Below are 24,894 nucleotides of genomic sequence, written 5' to 3' on the forward strand. Positions count from 1 at the left end.
TTTTAATGTGAAGGTGTGGAGAGATGCTGAAGATGACAAGATTAGTGGCGAAGTTGACCGTATTCGTGCTTCTAATGGCGCTGATTCCCCATTATGGAACTGCTTCGGCAGCTGCAATCGGTTCGAATTGGCCGGTAAGCGACCGTGAATCAGGAACGGATAATCATTTGAAAAGCATTGTGTACGGCGATGGTAAATTCGTGGCCGTCGGGGATGAAGGTACGATCCTGACTTCAAGCGATGGGGAGGACTGGACGCCACATCATCAAGAGGCAGACGTTGATTTCAGAGATATGATCTATGTCAATGAACGGTTTGTGGCAGTGGGCAGCTCGGCCGATATTTATACCTCTGAAGATGGTATAAGCTGGACAGCCCATGCTGTAGTTGATGGCAGCGGGTTCTATAGCATTGCCTACGGGGATGGGGTGTATGTAGCAACGGGGTTCATATATGCATGGATTTCTACGGATGGACTGAACTGGACGAAACGGGAATTCGTCGGGAACATTCAGAGGAGTATCGCGTACGGCAACAATAGCTTCGTTTCTGTTGGCCAAGCTGGCGTCATTATGCATTCCGGCGATCATGGAGAAACGTGGAGTTCCATTAACGTAGACCATAATCACTATCTGACGAAGGTCGCATATGGCAATGGCCTATTCGTTGCGGTTAGCGGGAATGGCAGTTATTTGTCTGCCGATGGAACCAACTGGACATGGCGATCTACAGAATACGGGGTATTCGATGATATTAACTTTATTGATGGGTTATTTGTAGCGTTAGAGAGAAACGGCAATCTTGTTACCTCTCAAGATGGGATGACTTGGACAGAAAGAGGGAGAACGTTACGCAGCCATTACAGTATTGCGTATCACGATAACAGCTATGTGGCTGTTGGCGTGTTCGGCATGATCACTCAGTTCCATGTCGCAGGTGCTGTTTCCTTCCATTCGCAAGGAGGCAGCCCGGTATTATCGATTACCGGAGTAAGCTTGGGCGCGACAATTACGGAGCCGACTGCGCCTGTGAAGAGCGGTTACACCTTCGCTGGGTGGTATAAGGAAATGGAGTTGACGACGCCTTGGAGCTTCAGCATGGATACGGTAACGTCGGATGTGACGCTGTATGCCAAGTGGGAAGCGGTAGGTCCCTACAACGTAAACTTCGATTCTCAGGGAGGCAGCGCTGTGTCCGGCATTGCTGACGTGAGCTTTGGAGCGAAGATTACGGAGCCGGAAGCACCTGTAAAGGATGGCTACACCTTCGAGGGCTGGTACAAGGATGAGGCACTGACGATGCCATGGGGCTTTAGTTCGGATACGGTGACGTCTGCTCTGATCCTGTATGCAAAGTGGGAAGTCGACCCGTCCATTCCTATCCCGGGGAACTACTTGGTAGTGTTTTATTCGCTGGATGATGTCAGTCAAGTCATGAATTTTGTTGATTCCATCCATAATGTCAGTCCGGGATCGACGATTACAGCGCCGGTATCGCCAACGAAGAGCGGTTATACCTTTGTTGGTTGGTATAAGCAACCAGAGATCGTAGCGCCAGGAATGGAGTGGGAGTTGACGATACCGTGGATCTTTGCAACAGATACGGTGACGGACAACATCATGCTCTATGCGAAGTGGGAAGCTGATGTGCCGGTAGATCCGGTAGACCCGGTAGATCCGGTAGATCCGGTAGATCCGGAAACTTACAGTGTAAGCTTTGACTCGCGGGGCGGTAGTGAGGTAGCAGGCATTGCCGATGTAAGCTCGGGAGCGACAATCACGTTGCCATCGGCGCCTGCGAGGATCGGTTATAGCTTCGAGGGCTGGTACAGGGATGTTGAGCTGACGATGTCATGGAGCTTCGACACAGACACAGTGACGTCTAACGTGACGTTGTACGCGAAATGGAGCGTTGTTACCCCAGTCGGAGGAGATGGCGGAGAAGGCGGAGATGGCGGAGATGGCGGAATGGTAATCGTGGTTCCAACGCCTCCTGTTCGTAATGAATTGTCACTGTCAGCAGGGGAAGCGGGAGAAGCAAGTCTGGGCAATGGCATCCATGTGTTCATACCGGCAGGCGCAACAGATCGCGAGTTGAACATGTCTATCGGGGAAGTGCTGGATACAGAGAAGTTGCTTCAGCATAAGGAAGTGCTTGTTAGCCAGGTGTACGAGGTGTTGAAAAATTTCTCAAACGACTTTAAACAACCGGTTAAGCTGACGCTAACCTTTGATCCAAGTCAATTAGGTGAAAACCAAATCCCGATGGTCTTTTATTACGATGAGGATGAGAAACGATGGGTTCAGATCGGCGGAATCGTGAGCGGCAATAAGATTGCTGCTGAAGTGGACCATTTTACGAAGTTTGCTGTATTAGCCGTTGACCAGCCGGTGCCAGTATCGTTCTCCGATATTGAACGTCATTGGGCGGAAGAAAATATTATAGCAGCGGTCAAGGCGGGAATTGCGAGCGGTTATCCCGATGGAACCTTCAAGCCGAACCTGGCAGTAACACGTGCGCAATTTGCGGTGATGGTAATGAATGTATTAAACTCGCGACAATCAGTCGATCCATTAACGTTTGCCGATCTTGATCAAATTCCTTCTTGGGCCAATAGCGCAGTTAACAAGGTCGTTCAGAGCGGCGTCATGCAAGGTTATGAGGACGGGACCTTTAGGCCGAATGCCGATATGACTCGGGCCGAAATGGCTGTCATCATCGCTAGAGTACTTGAGTTGGATCTTGAGGGGAGTAGTCAATCAACCAGCTTCGCGGATGATTCTGACATCCCTTCATGGGCGAAAGCTTCGGTTGCAGCGGTACAGAAGTTGGACATTATGGAGGGCGTAGGCGGGAACCGCTTCATGGCCGGCAGCAGCATAACTCGGGCGCAAGCCATTACGGTGCTGCTGCGAATGCTGGAACAGGAGAAGGAGAAGGAGAAGGAGAAGGAGAAGGAGAAGGAGAAGGAGAAGGAGTAGCCCGGCGCAACGTATTACGCTGGTAGGGACATGCTCGCCTCTCCCGATTGTTTAATAGGATTGCTTTGTTAAATGCTAAAGTTGATAGTTGACCATAATAAAACCGCCTTGGTTGATAAGGCGGTTTTATTGAGCTATCGTTCTATATGAATGAAGCTACGAAGTTTTATCCTTATTACGAATTTCTATGTTTGCATGGGGACATCGATGCTTTATCTTTTGAATTCGCATAGGAACGGAATACCCTCCACGAATCAGTACATATGCGCTTTCACCGGATGGCCTGATGTTATCCGGTTTGTTGTATGAGCGGACGTTATGCGGCATTCGCTTGTCTCATTGGAGACATGTGGCTAACATCAGCGTATTTGCAGCGTTGGTTCGTAGATCAAGCTTCAAATTGCAGCTGATACGAGTCTGGGACAAGCAATGGCTGCTTCCTGCCCAGCAGATGGAGGATAAGCTGCGATACAAGGACGCCAGGTCCTAAGGCCTGTCCGACGCTTATCGTCGGAATCGACCGATTGGCAAGCCATTGCTGCACATTTTCCATCGTCACATAGGCTGGCAGCTGACTGGCATATCCGGATGGCGGGAACGCAGCGCCCTTAAGCTCCTCGATCGATATCGTTTCCGGGAGGCCTGCCATTTGTTCAATCGTCATGCCATCAGGGGCGAAGGTAAGCACAGTCGCTCCAAAGCCTAATGCTGCGGCAGTAATCGTGTGCAGATTGTGTTTGCGAGCTGCACGGTGAAGGAGGACCGCATCAGGGAAAGCGAAGTAATCGATTCCGTCGATAATGTAGTCGGCCCCCTGGACAAAATCGTCCACGTTGCGCGCATTGACGCCGTCTGTATATTCATCGATTTGCAAATCAGGATTAATCGTAAGAAGATGATTTTTTAATGCCGTTACTTTGGACATCCCCACAGTAAGATGGGTTGCTGCGCATTGGCGGTTAATATTGGAGAGGTCGAAGGTATCAGGATCCGCAAGGCGCAGCTTTCCTACACCCATCCGTGCCAACAGCTCGGCAGAGAAACCGCCGATGCAGCCGCAGCCCGCGATTGCAATGGTGGTGTTCTGAAGCTTGTTGACATCTTCTTCGGACATAATGCCCAAGTTGCGTACGAACTGTTCTTTAATCATTGAATAACCTCCAGGTATCTAGTTTGTCTCTCGATAAAATATTCGTATAAAGGTGCACGTTCTGCTTTGATTGTTTCTAATATATCACTTAAAATAAGGACACAAGGAATTGAATTCGAGCCTAGATAAACCTTGGGTTCACCAATCATTCGGAAGGGGAATCTGAATACCCGATTCATATAATTGTAGACTCGCTCGTCTACACAGCAAATCCAGTGCGTGATTCCAACCTGCTCGGAGTATTGAAACACGGTCTTGATCAGGCCGAGCGCAACATCATGTGCGGGAAGCTTGGTAAAGGCGCTGAGTTCTGCATAGCGATGGGAGTCAAGCGCCTGAAGTCTCGCCTTCTCTAGATCATAAATGTTGAAATTCGCAACGGTAGGCAGCTTCTCCAGCTTCTCAAAAATCAATCTCGTGACACCAACCACATCGTCAGTTTCTTTGGATGCAGCCGTGAAATAAACGGCATTGTCTTGATAGGGGTCGACTTCTTCATTTCGGAAGAAGCCGACTTCCAAATATCTTTCGACATGAAGCGTGATAGCTTGCTTCCTTAATTCCCCTTGCGCTACGCGAAAAGAGTAGGACGAATCGTTTTTCATCGAAAACACTCCTTTATTATTTGGTTACCTTTATTATCCAGTAGAAAAATGAAAAAAGATATCACAATGTTTGTCTAATATTGTCGGAATATCGCATTTGGTGTTAGACTGATTGAATAAAGATTTCATTCCAGACAGGATGAGTTTATGTTAGATGAACGAAAGAGACTTTTAATTTCCTACTATCAAACCCATCAGCGCAATCTGAGCATCAATATATTAAAGATTGCTTTAATCTATTTGTTGCTCAGTATTGGATGGAATGCCATTTTTCTCATCTTCCATATCTCGTATTCCAGAGCGAATTTGATTTATTTAATATTGCCCTTCATTACATTGCTAGGCATACTGGCGGTCAATCGTTACTTGAAGGCCCGACCGATTCTTATGCAGCATATCGTTATGATTTTTCTTATTTTCGTTTCCTGCTGCTTGTATTTTGGCTCGGGGTACAGGGAGGCATGGGGTTACTTTTTGACAATCCCGATTCTGGCAGGACTATACGGCAACTTGCGGATCTTGTTTGTCTATTCGGTTGTAGGGCTGATAACAATGTTTGCGCTATCATTATCGAATCCCCTATTTACCGGTGTATTGGACTCGATTGATTTGTCGAATCGCATCTTGTTGTATATCGTTCTGGGGACGTTCAGTTACCTGCTTCCGAAGCAGCTCAACCAGATGTATAACAACCAAGTGAGCCTGATTATCAGCTCGATGGAAACAACGATCGAACAGGTGGTCAAAACCTTCATTATCTCTATAGAAGCGAAGGATAGTTATACGTTCGGACATAGCGAGAGAGTGAGCAAATACGCGGTAGAGCTTGCCGCCAGGCTGCCCCAGTATCAAGAAAAGCAAAAGATGGAGACGCTTCGATTGTCTGGCCTGCTCCATGATATTGGGAAGATCAACATCCCGGAAGCCGTGCTGTCCAAGACAACCAAGCTGACAGAAGAAGAATATGAGTTGATCAAAACACATACCGTTGTCGGAGGACGAATGGTAGAGAAAATTTCGGGACTCGGTCAGCTAAAGCCGGGCGTTCTCTATCATCATGAGCGATGGGACGGTAATGGTTATCCCACAGGCGCAAAGGGAAAAGCGATTCCGCTGGATGCCCGGATTCTCAGTATTGCAGATACGTTTGACGCTGTAACGTCAACGCGATCATATCGCTTGGCAGCAACCGTGGATGAAGCCATTGCCCTCTTGAAGGAAGCAAGCGGAACACAATTCGATCCAGAGTTAATTAAGCTTCTGGATGAGGTTGTCATGAGCTGGAGAAAAATTTACAAGCAATACAACGAGGATTTGGAAGAATTCGAGACATTATTTGACTTATCCTAAAGAGATGGGATGATCTTGACACTTTGTGTGCCTAAGGTCGTCCTTTTTGCTTATGTCTTCTTTCCGATATGATCGAATGTCACAAGTGGCTCTGTCGAGTGTTATACGGATAGAAAGGTTGAAAGGAGGGATAGGGCGATGGAAGTTGGGGAGGAGCAAGTAAGGGAAGATACTTCCGATGAAGCGTGCATTCTTGCGATACGCGAAGGGGCTGCTGAACGATACGAGGTGCTTATTAGACGGTATCAGCAGAGATTGTACGTCTACTGCTATCATCTCTTGATGCAGCGTGAGGAAGCCGAGGATGCTGTTCAGGAGGTTTTTCTCAAAGGTTATGAGAAACTATCACAGTTTGCGTATACCCAGTCTTTTGCTGCATGGCTATATAAGATCGCTTATCATCATTGTTTAAATGTGCTGCGCAAGCGGCGAAGATCGGCCCTTCTGGCGAAGCTGCTCGGACCGCTTAGTCCTGCAGGTGGTGATGATGGGTATGCCGAGGCGAGAAGAAAGGAAGTGGCGGTGCAAAGTAAGCTTGCTTTGGGGCAACTAACGGCAGCTGAACGGTCACTGATCGTGCTTCGAATCATAGAGGGGAAATCGTATGAAGAGATCGGACAATCGTTTCCTCAGTCAACTACCGCACTACGGAAAAAAGTAGAGCGTGCCAAATTAAAGCTAAAGCGAATATGGGATGAATTGGAGGGAGAAACAAATGAAGAATCGAGAGACTACAGAATGGCAAGAGAAGCTGATTATGTCGGGAAGCTGGTTGCCCGAGATTGATGTGTCTGATCGGGTGATGGAGGCCATTCGTAACAAGAAAAGACTGGAACCGAGGGCGATTCCATTCAAGTGGAGGATGGGGAAATCAGGCTATATTGCGTTTATCGCAGCAGCCGTTGTGTTTGCATGCGGATTTGGATATGCTGCCTTGTCATGGAAGCTATTTGGCTCGGATGGTTCCATTGCATTGGAGTTGCGCAGTATTTCGCCGCATGAGAGCACTGTGGAGTTAATAGATCCGAGCTTGCTTGAAAGGCTGGGGGAGGGTGAAGCTGCCATATTTTATTTGAGAGATCAGGATCGATACATAGGGCTTGCCAACGAACGACAATACGGCCCTTTAGCATTTGAACAATTTGCTGCCGAGACAGGCGCACATGAACCGCTGAGTGAGCTGGGCGATGGTTTTGTGTTTACACAAGGAACGATCAGACATGACTTGAACAAAATACCGCCCGACTTAAGCTGGGGAGACCCTGATGGGGAAGAACGTGTCAGCTTGCGCAAAATACCGATAGGTGCAGCAAACGGATACACAGCGAAATATCAAGATGCCGAAGGGCATCAGTTGACCTTGACTGCTTGGTATAACGTACCTGACCGTGAAATATATACCGATGAATTGGATCGTTTGATGATCGAAAAGGTGACTATAAACGAGATGGAGTCTTTCTATATGAAGGAGAAAGACAGCAGCGTGCAAAGGATATCTTGGATGGAGGGCGAAGGGGAGCAGCACATCTATTATCAAATATTTGATACTTCGGCGGATAAGCTTCCTCGAGAGCAGCTAATCGAAGTCGCCGCTAAAGTAATGGAGCAATCGTCTATTTGAATAATCAACCACACAATAAAAACACCTTAAGAAGTCATCCTATCCCAATGATAGGGTGACATTTCCTTAAGGTGTTTTACTTTTATTGATATTAAATGGCGAGAGGATTACTTCACCTTAAGCAAATTCATAATCATCTCGATGGCTTCTGCTCTTGTTGCTGTTGCATAAGGTGCGAATGTGTTATTGCCAATTCCTGCAACAATACCCGCGTTTTTCACTGCAAGGATCGCGGACTTGGCCCATGCCGGAATATCCCCGTCATCAACAAAGCCTGTAGAATCTGCGGCTGTTAATTTGGCTTCGTACGCACGAGCGATCATGGCTGCAAGCTCAGAGCGTGTAATATTAGCGGTTGGACGGAAATAGCCATCGGTATAACCTGTCACGATACCTGCCGCTACAGACTGAGCTACTGCACGTAATGCCCATGCGTCAATCTGATCGTTATCGTTGAAGTTGAGCGCAATGCCCGCATCTTTTGGCTTAAGGGCGTTCATTAACATCACAGTAAATTCGGCGCGTGTAATCGTTGCATCTGGTTTGAAGGTTCCATCCGAATAACCGGATACGATTCCTTGGGAAGCAGCTTGCTTGATTTTCTCTTCAGCCCAGTGACCAGTGATATCGGTGAAGACAACTTTATCAGTTGGAGGAACTGTAGGTGCTGGCGTTGGTGCTGGTGTTGATGTTGGAGTTGGAGTGCCTCCATTCCCGCTGGAATCGCCGCCGTTGTTGTTGTTGTTGTTGTTGTTGTTGTTGTTGTTGTTGTTGTTGTTGTTGTTGTTGTTGTTGTTGTTGTTGTTCGAATCAGCTGCCCGAGTGACGATGATTCTATAAACCTTCGAATTTCCCTTTTGAGCAGTTACGGTAACCGTAATCGTATTGTCACCGACAACAAGATTCGTGTTTCCTGCCACTTGAACCTCAGCAAGCGGATCGGATGTTACAGGGTTAATGACTACTAATGATTGCGCGTAAGGGATGCTGACTTGATAAGGTCCTGTATCATCGGTATCAAAGTCGGTCACCGTTATCCCATCCACTTGAAGATCACTTAAGTCAGCATCATCCGGTGAGCTGTCTCTTACATACAGATCTAAGCCTACGGATGGACTTGCATCAAATTCAAATGTCAAAGTTTGGAATTCATCTGCTTCAAATGTGCGCAAAAATTCCTTTTTGATCGTAACAGTAGAGCCGGTAATGGTGTAGTCTGTTTCCTCAACCAATGGGGTTGAATCATATGAAATACCTGTAAATTGATCGCCGTTTAATTGCAGTTCAATGGATAGATCTGTATAAACCGCGATATTTTTATCGAATTCTGCATAAGTCGGGTTGCCTGGGTAATTTGAATTAATTCTACTGTTTATAGTAGAGATGATCATAGAGTGATTATTGCCGGCAGCAATTGAAGTAACGACTCTGTCGAAATCTATTGCTTTAGGGACGCTTAAGCTTTCGTTATCGCCATGTCCTAATTGTCCCGAACCTCCATCTCCAAAGGAATAAACGTCGCCATCAGTTGTTAAGACAAGAGAGAAATCAGTTCCGGCTGAGATAGCTGCTATGGTGATATCTTCTAAAGATTCAATTTTTTTTGGAACGAGCTGACTTTGGATTTCGCTGCCATGCCCCAATCCCCCATAAGTTGCCCAAACAGCTTTTCCGCCAAACGAATATACTTCGCCATTCTCTGTTAATACCAGGGAGTGTCTTTCACCGGCTGATATTGCAGTTACCGATAGACCGTCTAATCCCGCAATGAGACGAGGCGTCGACTGGCTCAAAGTATTGTTATGTCCCAATTGGCCATAGTCTCCCTCACCAAAGGAATAGACTTCGCCACTATCTGTTAATATAAGGGAATGATTACCTCCTCCAGATATCGCTATTACCGTTGTACCTTCTAGCTCAGAAATTTTCTTAGGCTCAGACAACGATAAGTTATTACCGTGTCCTAGTTGTCCATTGCTCCCTTTGCCAAAGGAATAGACCTCTCCGGTAACAGTTAATGCAAGAGAATGATTCGCTCCCGCTGCGATTGCAGAAATCTCTGGCAAATTTGTAATTAAAGTTGGGGTTGTTTTACCAACCAGATCACCATGTCCGAGCTGGCCAAAGTTGATGCCACTACCGCCAGCCGCCCCGAAGGAGTAGACCTGGCCCGTTACGGTTAAGGCGAGAGAATGATATTGTCCGGCTGCAACATCTACAATGTCAGATAGACCTGGAATCAGTGTCGGGGTAGAGTAGACATTGTTTGTGCTTAGCCCTAATGGTCCAGGATAGTTATTACCAAATGAGAAAACCTCTCCTTGTTTGGTTAAAGCGAGGTTGTGATCATAACCTACCGCAATTTTCTTAAGGTCGGACAATACTCTGACCTCTCGAGGTGACGAATAATTGGACGAACTACGTCCTAATTTCCCATTACCATCAAACCCGAAAGAATACGCTCCTTGCGGAACTGGTTCCACATCTGCAGAAACATACGATGGTGCGCTCAGCGCTGGTTGAACAAGACTGATCAATAAGGCCAGGATCAGCAATTTCAAATATTGTCCTTTATTTGATTTTTGTTTTGCGTGTTTGCCATACAAAAACATCCTTTTCAAACCTCCTGTGTCGAATAATGTGAATTCATAATCGTCCCTAGTATATAGAATAGGAGGATGAGGCGGATCAACCGAAAGTTGTAGATGGTCAGAAAATGTCGAAATAACAAGGGGAAATGCCTCCTGAATGCACAAAAGCAGCCTATGGCTTGGCTGCTTTTGTTGTTTACCGCATGTATTGTGTATGTCAGATCAAATCCAGTTCTTTGGCTCGCGCAATCGCCTGGCTGCGGCGTTTGACCGCAAGCTTTCCATAGATGTTGAAGATATGGGTTTTCACTGTAGCTTCGCTGATGCCCAGATGTTCACCGATCTCCTTGTTGGAGAGACCGTCGGCTATTACAAGCAGGACATCCATTTCACGAGATGTCAGTGGTTCGGTAAGCTCTCTGTTTTTCATTTCGTTCCGTATCGTGGAGAGGTGAGCCTCCTGTTCCTTAATGGTACTTTGTTTCAAGAAGGACATATAAACGACTCGGTTAATCAACAGCTCTAATATATTCAAACTTCTCTCCGAGAACACATCAGGCGTTAACGTATTTTCTAAATACAGCAATTGCGGATGCTGATCTGCCCTTACATGGAATGGCATACACAGGATCGCTTGAGGTGCCAGTTGGCTAATATACCTATCTTTGGCATAAGAGCTTGATGCCGCATGGCCTACACAGACAGGTTGGCCGGTATTGTACACCTGCCGGACAATAGACTCCGCATAGATGTCAGCGCTGCTGGAACGATCATTGGTTCCAATTGATGCTGTGACATGAAATCTATCATCATCAGCATGTATCAGCAGGACTCGGTCAGCGCCGACTTGCAGGCCTGCAGTCTCCATAAAATTCCGTATAAGTGCCGAATCGTCGCCCTCAACAGTCCAACTAGAGATTTGCTGCAGCAGGTTTCCTTCGTTCTGCGACAGGATTTGTTCCGAGCTCGGCAGTACATGTTTGATTTTCTCCGATTCATTTCGTTCAATTGGCGATTGATTGTGCGGCTCATGTATACCGGCTGTCATGCGCCATAGCTCCGGGCTCTTTGCTTTGAGCAAATTGACCTTTGCCAGAACGCCCCAATCCGAATACGCCATACAGGCATTCATTACTGAGATCGCAGCGCCGATGGGGCTGCCCGTTTCCTCGTAAAAGAGCGATAAACGTTCGTTCGCAATCGCTTCCGAGAGGCCATGACCTTCCTCTTTGGCTGTCTTAATGGCTTCTTCATAAGCTAGCAGGGCGTCGTTGGTGTGGCCGGACAGTCGATTCGACTCCGCTTGAATAAGGCTATACATGGCAGAGCTTTGGCCGAAAATCCCTTTCCACTTGTTCATTTTACGAGAAAGTCGTTTCAGCTTGTTGATGGTGCTGCGTCTTTCTTTCAATGCTAGATCTGTGGCCAAGCCTGCGAGCGCCAGTGCTTCATAGATGCGCAATTTGCGATTCTGCACCCAGTCCAGCGGAAATTCGAGCATTCTTGCCCCATTAGCCCAGTGTAATGCATCAGCATAGGCTCCGGCCAGATAAGCGGCTTCCAGCTTGCAAATACAGCTATAATTATCGTCCTTTGTTTGATCCGGGCGTGCTGCCGCGCTCACATAACGGCGAAGTGCATGTTCATCCTGCAAGGCATCGGAATACTGCTTGGCTACCGAGCGAAGCGTCAGCGTCTTATCATCCGGAATCGTTGGCGACTCATCTTGAATGTAGGACAGCAGTTTATCCAAATCCCGAACACTACCGTTATGTGTAATGATACATGCGATCATAGCTAGGTTAGCGGTGATTGCGTCAGCGCTATCTACTGCTCTACGCATTACTTTGTGCAAATCTTGCGCCGACTCCTGGGGATAATTTAATTGCTTGAACAGCCCTAGGAAAAAAAGAAGCCGATATTGCCGCTTGGCACTGACGTCGCTAACCGCATACATGGGCTCCATGATCTCTGTTCGCATCAGGTCGTACAAACCCGGAATCGATCGCTGAATGATCATTTCGTACATGCAAATGAGGCTAATTAACGAATCGGACAACCCCTTTTTCAAGCCATACCGAATAAATTTGGTCATCAGCCATAGAAATTGCGAAGGATTATGAATAAGCCAAGGCAAGCTTAAACTTAATACAAGCTCGGCTGTCGTCATATAGGCTTCATCATGCTGTCCATCAGGCAATTTAGACAGCTGGGTTCGAACGTTACGAAGCGTACGCTGTGTAACGATAATTTCTTTCAGCAAAGAGACTTGAGAGATGGAGCGCGGAACCTTCCAACCATATCGGGCGAGTGCTTCCTGGCCGTACATAACAGCTTGTTCGTTGTTTTCTAGCGCATTCATGTTGATTTGGGAGATCGAAAGGAAGGCTCGATCTTTGTCGGACAACAGATATGCATATGGAATTAGTTTCAAATACGTTGTTTTCGATTGTTCAATCTCCGCGCAATAGTACAGGCAGGCTGCATATTGCAGCGTCAATCGGCAAGTGAATTCATCGGGATCATTTCCTTCGGCATGCAACAGCTTCAGGCCCTGTTCATAGAATCGTTTGGCATCTTGATATCTCTGCAATTGTACGGCTTGTTCGCCAGCTCTTTCGTGTAAGACGGCCAGCTCTCGCTTTTCCAGGTCGGTCATTAAGACCGAGCCTTGATACAAATGATGGGCTGACGCTAGAAAGACAGCAGGCTCTTCTTTGGAATGCCAGCTTTGCAACGCTCTTCCGATTGTGAGATGCCACTTGGCTTGATCACCATCGAGAGTCGCATATAGGAATTGTTGGAATGAATTGTAGGCGAACGCATAAATGCTCCCGTTATCTGAGGAATATGACGATTCGTCATCACAGCTAATCATGCCGTGCTGTTCAGCGAGCTTCAGGTGTTGTTCTGCTTCAGCGGCGGTGCACTCGCAAATGATAGCTAGAAGCGACGATGAAAACCGCATGCCGATCACCGATGCAACGGCTAGTAATTGTTTCGTTTGTTCCGAGAAGCTTAAGTAGTTATCCTCGAATAGACGTATAACCTGCCGCGGCTCATCCGCCATCACGAGGATTTCTTCCTGCCACATCCATTGATGCAGGTTCGTATCGTAATATAGCTGTCTATCTCGATGCCATCCCTTTAGCAGCTTGCGAAGTCGTTCGGGATGACCTTCCGTCTTGTGATAGGCGGATCTTGCCAGCGATTGTAGACGAGGCGATTCATCATGCACGATCTTGGAGAGCAGCTGTCTGACCTCGTCATACTGCAAGTTGTCCAGTACGATTGCGACGTCATCTGCGTTCCCTTGATAAGGTGCTGGAACCGATTGTGAATTCTCAGAAGTAGAAGAAGTAACAAGCAGCATCCCGTTCATGTTACGTTCATTCGTAAGCTGGTGAATAAGCGCCAATGATTCCGGATCTAGCCATTGCACATCGTCCAACAATAATACAAGCGGTGCTCCGCACTGCGTAATGCCGCGGATCAGCGAATAGAGCAGCGCCTCCGGTTGAAGTTCAGAATCTGTCACAGTATCAAAGGAGCTCGCTTCGCCCTCCCATAATAATTTCGCCTCTGGCAGAAGCTCAGCGAGCAGGACAGACCGATGGCCCAATTCACGCTGAATGTTGGCTTTTATCGTCTGAATCTCATGGGGGAGAGAGCTCCATAGTTGATTGAACCATACGGTTAATGCTTGTAGGATTGGCTTATAAGGGTCACTCTGTTGCGCGGTCTCGCACTGCGCATGGATATATGTCCCGCCGAGCTCAGCAACCTTACGCTGAAATTCGGCTGCGAGCGAAGTTTTGCCTGTCCCTTGAGCGCCCTTTATGGTTACCGAGACGAACTCGCCAAGGGCGGTTCTGTGATATGCATGCTGAAGCTGCTCGAGTGCTGCTGCTCGTCCAAATAGATGGGATGGATACCTGAACTGGCTGATCCGATCATATATTCCTAACTTATTCGATAGGAAAGGTTCTTCGGTATTGAGCGTAGAAGCAAACTGCTTTAGATCCATAAGCAAACCATAGGCAGACTGGTATCGATTATCTGGATTTTTTTTCAATAATATCATGATAATGGCTTCTAATGCAGATTCCCGAAATTGAGGCGATGATTCACGGAGCAAAGCCGGTTTGTGCACGAGGTGGGCATAATTCCAGTCTTCGTGCTGCAACGGTTTGTAGGGCAAACGGCATGTGAGCATTTCATAGAAAATGATGCCGAGAGCATACAGATCACTTCGTTGATCTGGCTTACGCGCAATGAGATTGGATTGCTCAGGTGACCGATAGGCCATGTTCTGCGACACGTTTTCGGTGAGCTTTATTCGGAATGGTGATGTTACCACAGAGATTGTGGAGGGGTTTAAATGACCGATGGTCTCGTTCTGCTGATGAATCTTATGGACGATTTCAGTCAAGTTAATGGATAACTTCAAAAACTCATCTATTTGCAGCGGGCCGTTCGACAATAATATACGTAATTGTTGTTCATTATGAGTCGTCATGTTTGTTTATCTCCAGCCAGCCTGATTTATATAGCACATAATGGAATTAAAAGATATATTCTATTATATCTATGATCACTATGAACTGACAATGGAGTACTTGCCGCTAGAGTTGCATAAACCTTTCGGAGTTTTCAATCGAGTTTGAGCTGTATGACGAGGAAAAAATCGAGGAGGCGATGGAATCAACGTGGTCATCTGTTTGCTGGCTCTGCTGGTGTCGGGTGCTGTGTTGTGGATGATCTAAAGTTTCATTTGAGGATCAGTCGGATATTCCAGCCAGAGCAAAGGAGCCTTGCGGCTCCTGTCTCACGTGAGGATTAATCCTCGCGCACCTTCATATTTCTTGCCCAGTAGAGAATTGGCGTCGCCAGGAACGAAATAAGCAGCTTCAGCAAGTAAGTGGTCAAGAAGATCTGAATCCAAATATCGAAGGAGTGGATCTTGTAGAACGCGATCGTACAGAAGACGAGGGAGTCCACGAATTGGCTGACGAGCGAGCTGCCGTTGATTCGAATCCAAAATTGGTTGCGTACCGGGAACTTTTCCTTAAGGTAGCTAAATACTCGAACGTCTAGAAATTGGCTGACGAAGTAGGCGCACATGCTGCCGGCCGCCACCTGCGGCAGAAAGCCAAATATGGCCGTCAGCGGCTCATGGGCAAAGTCCTCAGCCTGCGGGACGAAGCCGAGCGTCATCTGCATCAGAATCGTCGAAGCGATGAGTGTGAAGAAGCCGAACCATACGGCTTGTCTGGCTGATTGCTGTCCGTATCGTTCGTTAAGCAGATCCGTTGACAGATAGATGGAAGTGTAGATCGTATTGCCCAGCGTCATGACAATGCCGAGCGTGCCGACGGACATCTCGATTGTTTTGGTAACCTGGATGTTTGCGATAACAGTAGCAAATCCGATCCAGGCGTAGAGTCCCTTCTTGCCGAACATGCGATAGCACAGCAAGAACAGAGCGAAGTGGACGAGCATAAAGAGCACGCCCCATAAGAGATTAAACATGTTGAAAGAAGCCCCCTTAGTTTTGGTAACGCGGGATGGTTACGAACCGCGACTGACGTTATAGCCAGTCACTATCCTAACAGCTTTTTGTAAGCTTGAAAAGCTAAATCTAACTGGAGCATATCCCCAACTGGATTGGATTCAGATGGCATGGGGTGCGAATTTGTTGTGATTTCCGCGCATTCGGTGGTTCCCTTCTGAGATTGTTTGTGATATTATTCACGTCAACAGAATATGAACCTTCGGGGCAGGGTGAAATTCCCTACCGGCGGTGAGGATACGTTCGTGTATCTAAGCCCGCGACTCCCGCTCTGCTTGAGCAGACGGGACTGATTTGGTGAGATTCCAAGGCCGACGGTATAGTCCGGATGGGAGAAGGTGAACAATGGATACTGTTAAATGAACGATATTTAACAGGTCTGTTTGATAATGCCCCCTCGATGACGCATCGGGGGGCATTGTCGCTTTTTCAGGAGGTTCAATTCAAAAACAATCCTTGGGAGGTTTTTTTGAATTGGAAGATGTATGGAATTTGAAACATCAGGAATTTAACAAAAAGATGGGTAAAATGGGCTCAATCAATGGAATCTGGTACGTGGCGCTCGGAGCGACGCTCTGGGGTCTCGATCCGCTGTTCCGAATCTTATTGCTGGAGAGCTTTACCTCGGCACAAATTGTCTTTATCGAACATCTGCTGCTTACCGCATACGCTATTCCTGTCTTCGTGAAATATCGGCATATGTTGATAGGCAAGCTTACGCTCGCCGTGATCGGAGCCTTGTTATTTATCTCTTGGGGCGGCTCGGCTATTGCGACCATCTTGTTCACAACGGCCTTTGCGCATGGCAATGCCAATGCGATTCTGTTATTACAGAAGCTGCAGCCATTGTTTGCTATTGTGATGGCTCGAATTGTACTGAGAGAAGCACTTCCTTCCAAATTTATTTATTATGCAGCAGTTGCGCTAGTAGGAACATATCTATTGACCTTTGGTCTTGCAGCGCCTCAGGGAATGAACTGGCATGATCTCGTTGCAGGAGGCAGCTTATATTCGATCCTAGCAGCAGTGTTATGGGGTGGTTCAACTGTAATGGGCAAATATCTGCTGCAACAAAATCTTAGCTTCCATCTGGTGACTTCGTTACGATTTCTGTTGGCGATTCCGCTCCTGACAGCTTTGCTGCTCTACAGCGGGGATGCTTGGCAGGGGGGCGGAGATACGGGCATATGGGCGCTTATTGCTTTTAATTTGTTATTCCAGGCCTTCTTGCCAGGCCTATGCAGCTTGTTGCTTTATTACAAGGGATTGTCTTCAACAAAAGCGTCATATGCAACGATAGCAGAATTATCTTTCCCGGCCGTCGGTGTGATGGTGAATTGGTTTGTTTTTGACCAACTGCTTACCGTGGGACAACTATTAGGGTTCCTCCTGATCTGGATGACGTTGTGGATGCTGGGTCGGAATCATAATTCGTAAGGTATGATGGAAAGAGCGGGCTGACCTAGCAGGGAGGTAACACTTCCGATAAATCGTTCATGACGTGCAGTTCCTGTTCACTCGGGACTGCATGTTTTTGCGTTAGATTTGAAAAAGGGCGTTAAGCTATAGTCATCAGGTCGTTACCCTGTGAAGTCCACAAGAATCTACTACTAGTAACAGTACATTCTAATGGGTTGGGGTGAACGTGATGGCTATTCTTGAGGTGTACCCAGGTCATCGGGCAGCGATTCAAGATGCGGTGGATGCGGCAAACGAAGGAGATCTGATTCTGGTACATCCGGGGATTTACGATGAACATGTGAGGATTAGCGGGATGAAGAATAACCTTCGTATCGTAGCGAAGCATAAACATGGCGCGGTTCTCGATGGAAGAAACATCATGAGAGAGGCGTTCGTGCTGGATGGTGTCGCTGGTGTAGAAATCGATGGATTGAGCATTCAGAATTATATGTCCGTTGGTATTCGCATCATAGGGGGGAAATCCCACCGTATTCTGGAGAATGAAATTCGTGCAATAAGAGGGAGAAAGAATCGCGGGCGACCTTCGGGGATCATGATCAGTCTATCGACAGGCAATTTGCTGCTGAGGAACAAGATCACTCGAATTGGCCGAAGGAGCAGGGGAGTCGGCATTCGGATCCAGCAGGGCTCATCCGCCAATTGGGTCATTCAGAACGTACTGAATCGTGCAGCATACGGAATTGTTGTCTATCGCGGACAGCATAATGCCGTTATAGGCAACCGTATTGAAGGCAGCAGGTACGATGGCATACTGACGAGCGAGTCGGATAATACGCTGATTTATGATAATAACATCCTTGCTAACAGAAGGAGCGGAGTGCGCGCCCGAAGCACCAATAATCTGATAATCGATGGCCGAACGGTGGATAACGACGGTAACGGCTTATCGTTCGAATCCAATTATAATCTGGCCTTCAATAACGAAGTGAGCAACAATAAGCTTAGCGGTGTGGCTGTGGGATCGGATTTTAATGATATTCAGAGCAATAGAGTGGAGAACAATAGCAGAAACGGGGTTTGGATCAGGCCCACACATACAGCGAACTTCGTGTTTGATAATCATTTGAGATGTAATACGCCCCAAAATGTAAAGAATCAAGGTATTCATAATATCATCATTCGAAATCATAGAGGTTAGGGACTAGCCTACAGCTTGGCATTTGTGTATATTTACATATTATGAATGCCAAGTAATGGCCGGTTGGAGGATGATGAGTATGAACGGAATTCGAGTCATGACCATCGATGACTACGATCAATTAATAGCCTTATGGGAGCGTATCGAAGGTTTGGCGATCAGCGAGGCTGATTCCAGGGCGAATATAGATATGTATTTGAAACGAAATGCCGGGCTCAGCTTGGTGTACATAGCAGAAGGCGTCCTTGCAGGAACAATATTATGCGGACATGACGGACGGAGAGGATATCTCCACCATATGGCTGTATTGCCGCAATATCGTAATCAACGTATCGGGCAGCAAATGGTGGAGCTGTGTATGAGAAGTCTCGAGGAGGAGGGCATTGATAAATGCCACATCTTCGTACTGGACGATAATGAGACGGGCCAGCAATTCTGGAGCCGAACGGGCTGGGAGAAAAGAAGCGGCTTTTCCGTATTCTCGAGGGATACGCATCTCGTGTAATGCTGCAGCACTCGCTTCTCACTTGGCCATAGTCTTCGATGTAGCAGAGCTATAGCAATTCCCGATAATTTTGTGCACCATATAGAATTCGCATAATGACAACCTGACAGTCTGATTCATCAATTAAATAAAATATAACGTAGTTATCAACAACGAGTTTGCGATAGCCTTTAACTTGTAAAAACTTATCTAGTAACGGGCTGCCTGAATAAGGGAAGCTTGCAAGTTTCATTACATGGAGTTGAATGTTATCTAAAAGCTTGTCGGCGGCGACTGGTGCGAACAACTGTGAAGAGATATAGCTGTATATCTCCTCAAGATCATCGTTTGCCCAAGCAGTGAATTTGACGCTGAAATCACTTGTTCCCATGCTTCTCTCTCAATTTCTTGAAAACAGCTTCTCCGTCCAATAATGGCACGCCGTCGGCAATCTGCTTTTCTGCTTCAGCCAGCTTTCTATACATTTCGGCTAGTGCCATTTGACGTTCATAGGTTTCAATGCTCATGACAACTAAATCTCCATACCCATTTTTGGTAATAAAAATGGGTTCATCTTGTTTATGGCATAGGTCTGAGATTTCGGTTGTGTTTCTCAAATCCGTTATTGGTCTTATATGAGGCATAGTCGAGCCACCCTTTCCATTTAAAATAACATCATAATTATAACATAATAATGACATTAGTTAAAATGGCTGAAAAGCTGTAAGCACATCATCATGTTTCTCCGCTTCTCTCGTTAGGAATAGATGTAACCAAGTGCGGGATGAGAAGTCTCGAGGAGGAGGGGATTGATAAATGCCACATCTTCGTAAGGCCCATCCGCTGGTTCAGTTGTTTGTGCCGCGTCCTCCAGCTCTGGAGGGGCTATAGCCCCGCACCTTCTTGAATTGTTTGCTGAAATAATAAATATTCTGGTAGCCTAACGCATCTGCTACTTCTCCGACCGTCATCCCGTGCTGGCTCAATAACAGCTCAGCGCGCTCAATCCTTTTCTCAATAATATAACTCTCAATCGTTTGACCCATCGTCTCTCTAAATTTCATGGAGAAGTAGCGTGGGGAGAGGAAGGCCTGCTTCGCCAGATCAGCTATCGACCCGACCTGACCGGGATTCTCTCTAATTGAAGCGGCGATCATATTCATCGTATCGAGATGGGAATTTCGACCGTGGCCGGTAACCTTATCGCCTGACAAGCTCTCCCGCTCTAAGCCTAGCAGAAGGAGTCGAAGCAGCATGTCGGTCTCCTCCTCGTAACGGTGCTCACGGCAGGTCATCGCGTGTACGAGTCGCTCTAAATAAACTTCAAAAGCGAACGGCGAACGCAATTCGAATCGGGATGGGAGCGAGGACAACCATGAACGTCCCCCTTCTGATGTAAAATGAATATAGGTCACGACGAGCGGACGATCGGGATTATGCCATGCGTCCACCCGATCGCCCGGACGGAACAAATAACACTGGTTCTGAGTAATGGGACGTTCCTCGCCATTTAGAACCAGCCATCCTTCTCCTCGCCATACATACCACAAATCATAATCCTGGAACGGTTGGTCGCTGCGTTTCCACTTCCACCCGCGCTCACAGGTTACTTTGCCGTAGGCATCTCCAGATATGGATAATGGAAAATTATTCATTGATATCCAAGCTCCTTTTCATTAGATTATCCGTCAAATTGTATAAATCGTTTAATCAAATCAGACATTTGGATTACATGAAAATTACTATATCATTGAGATAAGGAAGTGACAAATAATATAAACAGGTGGTGCTGAAGATGAAGAAAGAAGCTATTGCACTTACGCCAGAGGAAATATCTGAACGATTATATCGGTATGATCATATCTCGAAGACCTACACGAATCTGGATGTACTAGGGGAGAAGGAGTGGAAGGAGTATAAGGATGTCGGTTATCTGGCAGTCGAGCAGGTGCTGGGGACAGATGATGTACGGCATGCAATCGAAGCTCTAATGGAAATGATTTTTGTGGATACCAAAGGTGCGTCGATACAATTCTCGAAGCCGTCGAGCGAGTTAAAGACGAATGAGGAGAGAGAGCTGGCCGTCCGCAAGGTGCATCAGTTCGCTGAACAGGATGATCGCCTTCGTCATGTAGCCTATCATCCGGGCATCCTGGGCGCAGTGGAGTCAATCTTGGGAGAAAAGCCGAAGCTGGTGCAGGACATGGCGCTGTTGAAGCCCCCGCACGGAGGCGGAGAGAAGCCGTGGCATCAGGATATGGCCTATGGCAATCTGGCCTACAATAAACCTGTCGTCGGCGTATGGATAGCGCTCGACGAGGCGGCACTAGACAATGGCTGTATGCATGTGCTGCCGGGATCACATGCCGATGGAGCGACGCCGCATTACGCCGTGCGCGATTGGCAGCTATGCGATACGCATGTAGCCGTCGAGAAGGACGTAGCTGTACCTCTGCCGCCTGGAGGGTTAATGCTCTTCCATGGTTTGCTGAAGCACGGGACACCCTATAACATGTCGCCGAAACGGCGTCGTGCCCTGCAATTTCATTATGTCGGTGAATCCGCGGTAAAGCTCAGTCCGCAGGAGTACAAACGAACGTTTACCAATGAAATGTCCGGCGCTGAATGTTAAGATCCTTAAAGCATATCAACGATGGATCGAGCAACTCGCCGCGTATGGAAGTACATCAGTCCTGGTGGGCGATAAGCGAGCCAAAGGATGACAGTGTGCTAATCGAGAAGAAGCTGGTGCGAGCAGCGGAGGCGGGATTCGCAGGAATATTAAGCCGTTTGCCAGAGCGGGGCAAAGATAACGATTGGGCCCGACTGCTGCGGAAGTATGGCTTGCAATGGGGCGTGCAAAGTTTTCCGATATCGTCCGAGACCTATCTACCAATGTTAGAGCGTTGCCAAGCTCTTGGCGTTCAATACGCGAACGCGCAGGTCGCGAATAGTTTCGTGACCGGGGATTCTGCCATCCAGTTGCTTGACGAATTGGTTAAGTCGTCAGCGCGCGTTGGAATTCCGATGTTCGTGGAGACGCATCGAGGCAAAATTACGCAGGATTTGCTCCGTACGCTGCTGTACCTCGAGGCGTTGCCAGAGCTGCGCCTGACGCTGGACCTATCCCATTATGTACTCGCAGGCGAGATGACGATGGAGGAGGACATAAGCGTGGCAGATCAACGGTTCCAGTCGTTGTTTATGCGGTCCTCGTGCATTCATGGCCGAATATCTAATGGGCAGCAGATTCAGCTTGCGATCGAAGAGGCGGGCGACGATCCATGCTCCGCAAGGTTCGTACTTTGGTGGTCGCAATGCATGCAGAATTGGATGAAGGAAGCGGTGCCTGGTGACGTACTGCCCTTTGTGTGCGAGCTTGGTCCGCCGCCGTATGCAATGACATCGGGTGATGCTGAGCTATCCGACCGATGGAAGCAGGCGCTTATTCTAAAGAAGATGGCCGAACAGGCGTGGGCAATGGCGGCAGCTGCGGAGCATGAAGCGGACAAACAAGGATCATCGTAGTGTCGAGCTCGTTGGTGCTCTTGAACGGTACCCTTGCAGCATCACTTCTGCTTATCGAACTCATAACGTTCGAGGCTCATTGTATGTAGAATTTTACATACGTTGGCGTCACATAGTCGGGTCGAGTCACAGTTGTATTGTCGTGGTTTTGCTCACAATCTACAATTACCCAGCAGCGTTGAAAGAGCCACCCACAGCCCTTTGAGTAACCAGTAATTACCGACAAGAGTGGAGGTTATATCCGACCCTTTGCAATACTGTCAGAGCATTCGAACATCACTTATACCATCGTCCTATTGGATATCCCGACCGTCTTGAACAATTTATTTGACGCTACCCAGCATCCTGCCCAAGCATCACTTTCCTGTATTGTTTGGGCGGTATGCCTTTGGCCAATTTAAATTGTTTAATGAAGTAGCTGGGCGACTGAAAGCCGGTTTCGAGGGCAATATGTGTAACGTGTTTATGGATGTTATTCACTACAAGGTTAGACAGGGCATTGAGTTATAATGTACTAGGATCACAAAATACAAGATAGCATCTCCCATCAATAATAATGTCCTCTGTGTTTAGGGCTAGTTTAGACAAAGAATTTTCAATAGTTCCATCACTTTTTCTTTCTTCAATTAATACGACATGGAAAAACTTGAACAATTCTTCAAAAATTAAATCGTAACACTCTTCAGTGTTCGAGACTTTGTTAACTTCAAAGATATGATCAATTATTACGACTCGATACGGATTCGACATATGGTAATATTTATTTTTTTGAATAGCATCAAACAAGTTGTATAATGAAATGAATGACTTAATTGCAAACTCAATACCGTCAACCTTTATAACAATTTCATCTTCATTATATTTAATAAATTCAATTACTCTTTCGTTTTTATTTAAACCTGAATTACGAAAGTACTCTCTCATAAAAATATAAAAAAGTGCCCACATCTTTGGTAGAATGGTGTTTGCGAAGACAACATCACCCAAAGAGAGGAGCACCCATAAGGTGAAGTCTACCACAAAAATCGCGAACTTGAAAACGGAATTTTCTATGAGAAATGCAACAAATCTTGCAGGCAGCAAGGTAGTCCTGGCGTTTCTCGAAACAATCGGCTTGAGCCAGGCTTTTCAGACCCTGGGTCTTTCAAAAGCAGCCAATGCTTTATTCCCTACCCATCGTATCCTTCAGTACCTCGTAATAGGCTGGTTGCTCGGATGCGAACGTCTCTTTCATTTTAAATCGCTGCAGCAGGATGCTCTTATTCGTCATGCACTTGGCGGCCGCTTGCCTCATCATACATTATTGAACAAGGAGTTGCTTCGCTTTGGCAAGTCACAGGAATCCTTCCTACCTGGCTTGCGCGCGTTCAACTTCGACATCATTGCTCCGGCGCTGCCCGAATGTTCTATTCTCGATTTGGATTCATCCGTTGAAACCGTTTATGGCCATCAACAAGGTGCTGCTGTTGGCGTCAATAGCCATAAGCGGGGACGAAAAAGCTATCATCCCCTTCTCGTCTTTGAAGGACAATCACGGCTTCTCGTTAATGCCATGCTCCGATCCGGTAACACAAGCAGCTCCAAGGATGTTCTTCCATTCGCCGAGCAAACACTACAACTAATGAGCGAGCGAAAAGTTAGTCATGTCCGATTTGACAAGGGCTTTGGCGGCGAAGACTTTTATGCGTTCTGGGAATCGAAGTCCATCGGCTACGTCGGCAAGCTGAAATGGACGAACCGTCTCGCCGAGCAAGTACATGCATGCGAGCACTGGACTCGTTTCGTCGATGATGAGGATTGGATCATCGAAGGCATCGTCCTGTATTACAAAGCTACAACTTGGGACAAGACAAGGCGTGTGGCTGTCATTCGCAAGATGCAACGATATGCGGACGATCATCCTCAGCTTGAACTGGATCTTCTCTGGCAGTATGAAGCGATGGTGACCACCGAAGCGTGGGAAGCCATTGATGTATGGCGCTTCTACAACCAGCGTTGCTGCATGGAGAACTACATCAAGGAAGGGAAGAACGGCTTTGCCATTCATCGTATCCCGACACAGTCGTTTGCTGCCAACGAGATTGACCTTCTGCTCAAGCTTTTGGCTTACAATGTGTTTGAACGCTTCAAACTTCAATGTTGCGATCCGATTCATCGATCGTTTACCATCCAACGCTTTCGCAGAGAGTTCATCCATTGTGCAGGTGTGCTCGTACGAAGCGGCCGCCAGTTGACCTTAAAGTTGGCGGAAGCGTTCCAAAACCGATGGGCGTGGCTGCACATGGAACGAAAAAGTATTTTACTGGAATAACGAATAATCCCATAATTAGTCTTGGAAAATGCCGTTGCCTCTTCGCGTGGGGAGGGGGAATCTGTGGCTTCATTTCGCCTC

20 protein-coding genes and 1 riboswitch are annotated in these 24,894 nt (G+C 47.1%); of the genes, 10 read left to right on the plus strand and 10 right to left on the minus strand.

Annotated features, from left to right (window positions below; translation table 11 throughout):
* Positions 1-32 precede the first annotated feature (32 nt).
* Positions 33-2,981, plus strand: a complete 2,949-nt coding sequence (locus tag ACX1C1_RS11040) for an InlB B-repeat-containing protein (RefSeq protein WP_458957121.1) — start codon at positions 33-35, stop codon at positions 2,979-2,981.
* A gap of 388 nt (positions 2,982-3,369) precedes the next feature.
* Here ACX1C1_RS11040 and ACX1C1_RS11045 read toward each other — a convergent pair whose 3' ends face one another.
* Positions 3,370-4,131 (minus strand): ThiF family adenylyltransferase, encoded by a 762-nt coding sequence (locus ACX1C1_RS11045; protein ID WP_458957122.1) that lies wholly within the window; start codon positions 4,129-4,131, stop codon positions 3,370-3,372.
* A complete protein-coding gene (locus tag ACX1C1_RS11050; protein ID WP_458957123.1) occupies positions 4,128-4,736 on the minus strand; it encodes an N-acyl amino acid synthase FeeM domain-containing protein in 609 nt (202 codons plus the stop codon). Before ACX1C1_RS11050 ends, ACX1C1_RS11045 begins: the two co-directional genes overlap by 4 nt.
* 147 nt (positions 4,737-4,883) lie before the next feature.
* On the opposite strand from ACX1C1_RS11050, the gene ACX1C1_RS11055 reads away from it, so the two are divergent.
* The 3 genes from ACX1C1_RS11055 to ACX1C1_RS11065 all read left to right on the plus strand — a co-directional run bounded on the left by ACX1C1_RS11055 (position 4,884) and on the right by ACX1C1_RS11065 (position 7,707).
* On the plus strand, positions 4,884-6,086 hold the full coding sequence (locus ACX1C1_RS11055; protein WP_458957124.1) for an HD-GYP domain-containing protein: 1,203 nt from the start codon (positions 4,884-4,886) through the stop codon (positions 6,084-6,086).
* A 138-nt stretch (positions 6,087-6,224) separates the two neighbouring features.
* Positions 6,225-6,872 carry an RNA polymerase sigma factor gene (locus ACX1C1_RS11060; protein ID WP_458957125.1) on the plus strand — a complete coding sequence of 216 codons (648 nt, stop codon included), beginning with the start codon at positions 6,225-6,227 and terminating at the stop codon, positions 6,870-6,872.
* Positions 6,802-7,707 (plus strand): hypothetical protein, encoded by a 906-nt coding sequence (locus tag ACX1C1_RS11065; RefSeq protein WP_458957126.1) that lies wholly within the window; start codon positions 6,802-6,804, stop codon positions 7,705-7,707. Before ACX1C1_RS11060 ends, ACX1C1_RS11065 begins: the two co-directional genes overlap by 71 nt.
* A gap of 107 nt (positions 7,708-7,814) precedes the next feature.
* On the opposite strand, the gene ACX1C1_RS11070 is transcribed toward ACX1C1_RS11065, so the two are convergent.
* The 3 genes from ACX1C1_RS11070 to ACX1C1_RS11080 all read right to left on the minus strand — a co-directional run bounded on the left by ACX1C1_RS11070 (position 7,815) and on the right by ACX1C1_RS11080 (position 15,830).
* A complete protein-coding gene (locus tag ACX1C1_RS11070; RefSeq protein WP_458957127.1) occupies positions 7,815-10,319 on the minus strand; it encodes an RCC1 domain-containing protein in 2,505 nt (834 codons plus the stop codon).
* A 196-nt stretch (positions 10,320-10,515) separates the two neighbouring features.
* Positions 10,516-14,817, minus strand: a complete 4,302-nt coding sequence (locus tag ACX1C1_RS11075) for an AAA family ATPase (protein WP_458957128.1) — start codon at positions 14,815-14,817, stop codon at positions 10,516-10,518.
* Positions 14,818-15,137: 320 nt separating this feature from the next.
* Positions 15,138-15,830: a queuosine precursor transporter gene (locus tag ACX1C1_RS11080; protein ID WP_458957129.1), complete on the minus strand. Its 693-nt coding sequence runs from the start codon at positions 15,828-15,830 to the stop codon at positions 15,138-15,140.
* 234 nt (positions 15,831-16,064) lie between these two features.
* Positions 16,065-16,214: riboswitch (FMN riboswitch) on the plus strand.
* A gap of 175 nt (positions 16,215-16,389) precedes the next feature.
* Here ACX1C1_RS11080 and ACX1C1_RS11085 point away from each other — a divergent pair.
* From ACX1C1_RS11085 to ACX1C1_RS11095, 3 genes are all read left to right on the plus strand, one after another.
* Complete coding sequence (locus ACX1C1_RS11085) at positions 16,390-17,307, plus strand: DMT family transporter (RefSeq protein WP_458957660.1); 918 nt, start codon at positions 16,390-16,392, stop codon at positions 17,305-17,307.
* Between the two features lie 211 nt (positions 17,308-17,518).
* Positions 17,519-18,490 (plus strand): right-handed parallel beta-helix repeat-containing protein, encoded by a 972-nt coding sequence (locus tag ACX1C1_RS11090; protein WP_458957130.1) that lies wholly within the window; start codon positions 17,519-17,521, stop codon positions 18,488-18,490.
* 79 nt (positions 18,491-18,569) lie between these two features.
* On the plus strand, positions 18,570-18,995 hold the full coding sequence (locus ACX1C1_RS11095; protein ID WP_458957131.1) for a GNAT family N-acetyltransferase: 426 nt from the start codon (positions 18,570-18,572) through the stop codon (positions 18,993-18,995).
* Positions 18,996-19,044: 49 nt separating this feature from the next.
* Here the strand turns inward: ACX1C1_RS11095 and ACX1C1_RS11100 are convergent, their stop codons facing one another.
* The 3 genes from ACX1C1_RS11100 to ACX1C1_RS11110 form a co-directional block, all read right to left on the minus strand.
* Complete coding sequence (locus ACX1C1_RS11100) at positions 19,045-19,365, minus strand: type II toxin-antitoxin system RelE/ParE family toxin (protein ID WP_458957132.1); 321 nt, start codon at positions 19,363-19,365, stop codon at positions 19,045-19,047.
* The gene (locus ACX1C1_RS11105; RefSeq protein ID WP_458957133.1) at positions 19,352-19,675 is read right to left on the minus strand and encodes a type II toxin-antitoxin system Phd/YefM family antitoxin; all 324 of its coding nucleotides are present in this window, start codon (positions 19,673-19,675) and stop codon (positions 19,352-19,354) included. The genes ACX1C1_RS11100 and ACX1C1_RS11105 overlap by 14 nt, the downstream gene beginning before the upstream one ends.
* A 147-nt stretch (positions 19,676-19,822) precedes the next feature.
* Entirely contained in the window at positions 19,823-20,629 is an 807-nt protein-coding gene (locus tag ACX1C1_RS11110) for an AraC family transcriptional regulator (protein WP_458957134.1), read from the minus strand.
* A gap of 140 nt (positions 20,630-20,769) precedes the next feature.
* Here ACX1C1_RS11110 and ACX1C1_RS11115 point away from each other — a divergent pair, with 140 nt between their 5' ends.
* Both ACX1C1_RS11115 and ACX1C1_RS11120 read left to right on the plus strand, forming a co-directional pair.
* Positions 20,770-21,606, plus strand: coding sequence for a phytanoyl-CoA dioxygenase family protein (locus ACX1C1_RS11115; protein ID WP_458957135.1), 837 nt, complete (start codon positions 20,770-20,772; stop codon positions 21,604-21,606).
* Between the two features lie 44 nt (positions 21,607-21,650).
* Positions 21,651-22,502 (plus strand): sugar phosphate isomerase/epimerase family protein, encoded by an 852-nt coding sequence (locus tag ACX1C1_RS11120; protein WP_458957136.1) that lies wholly within the window; start codon positions 21,651-21,653, stop codon positions 22,500-22,502.
* A 333-nt stretch (positions 22,503-22,835) separates the two neighbouring features.
* Here the strand turns inward: ACX1C1_RS11120 and ACX1C1_RS11125 are convergent, their stop codons facing one another.
* Positions 22,836-22,982 carry a helix-turn-helix domain-containing protein gene (locus ACX1C1_RS11125; RefSeq protein WP_458957137.1) on the minus strand — a complete coding sequence of 49 codons (147 nt, stop codon included), beginning with the start codon at positions 22,980-22,982 and terminating at the stop codon, positions 22,836-22,838.
* 24 nt (positions 22,983-23,006) lie between these two features.
* Complete coding sequence (locus ACX1C1_RS11130) at positions 23,007-23,489, minus strand: hypothetical protein (protein WP_458957138.1); 483 nt, start codon at positions 23,487-23,489, stop codon at positions 23,007-23,009.
* A 19-nt stretch (positions 23,490-23,508) separates the two neighbouring features.
* Between ACX1C1_RS11130 and ACX1C1_RS11135 the strand changes: the two genes are divergently transcribed.
* Positions 23,509-24,813, plus strand: coding sequence for an IS1380 family transposase (locus tag ACX1C1_RS11135; RefSeq protein WP_458957139.1), 1,305 nt, complete (start codon positions 23,509-23,511; stop codon positions 24,811-24,813).
* Positions 24,814-24,894: the final 81 nt, after the last annotated feature.

The organism is Paenibacillus sp. strain BS8-2 (assembly GCF_054483835.1).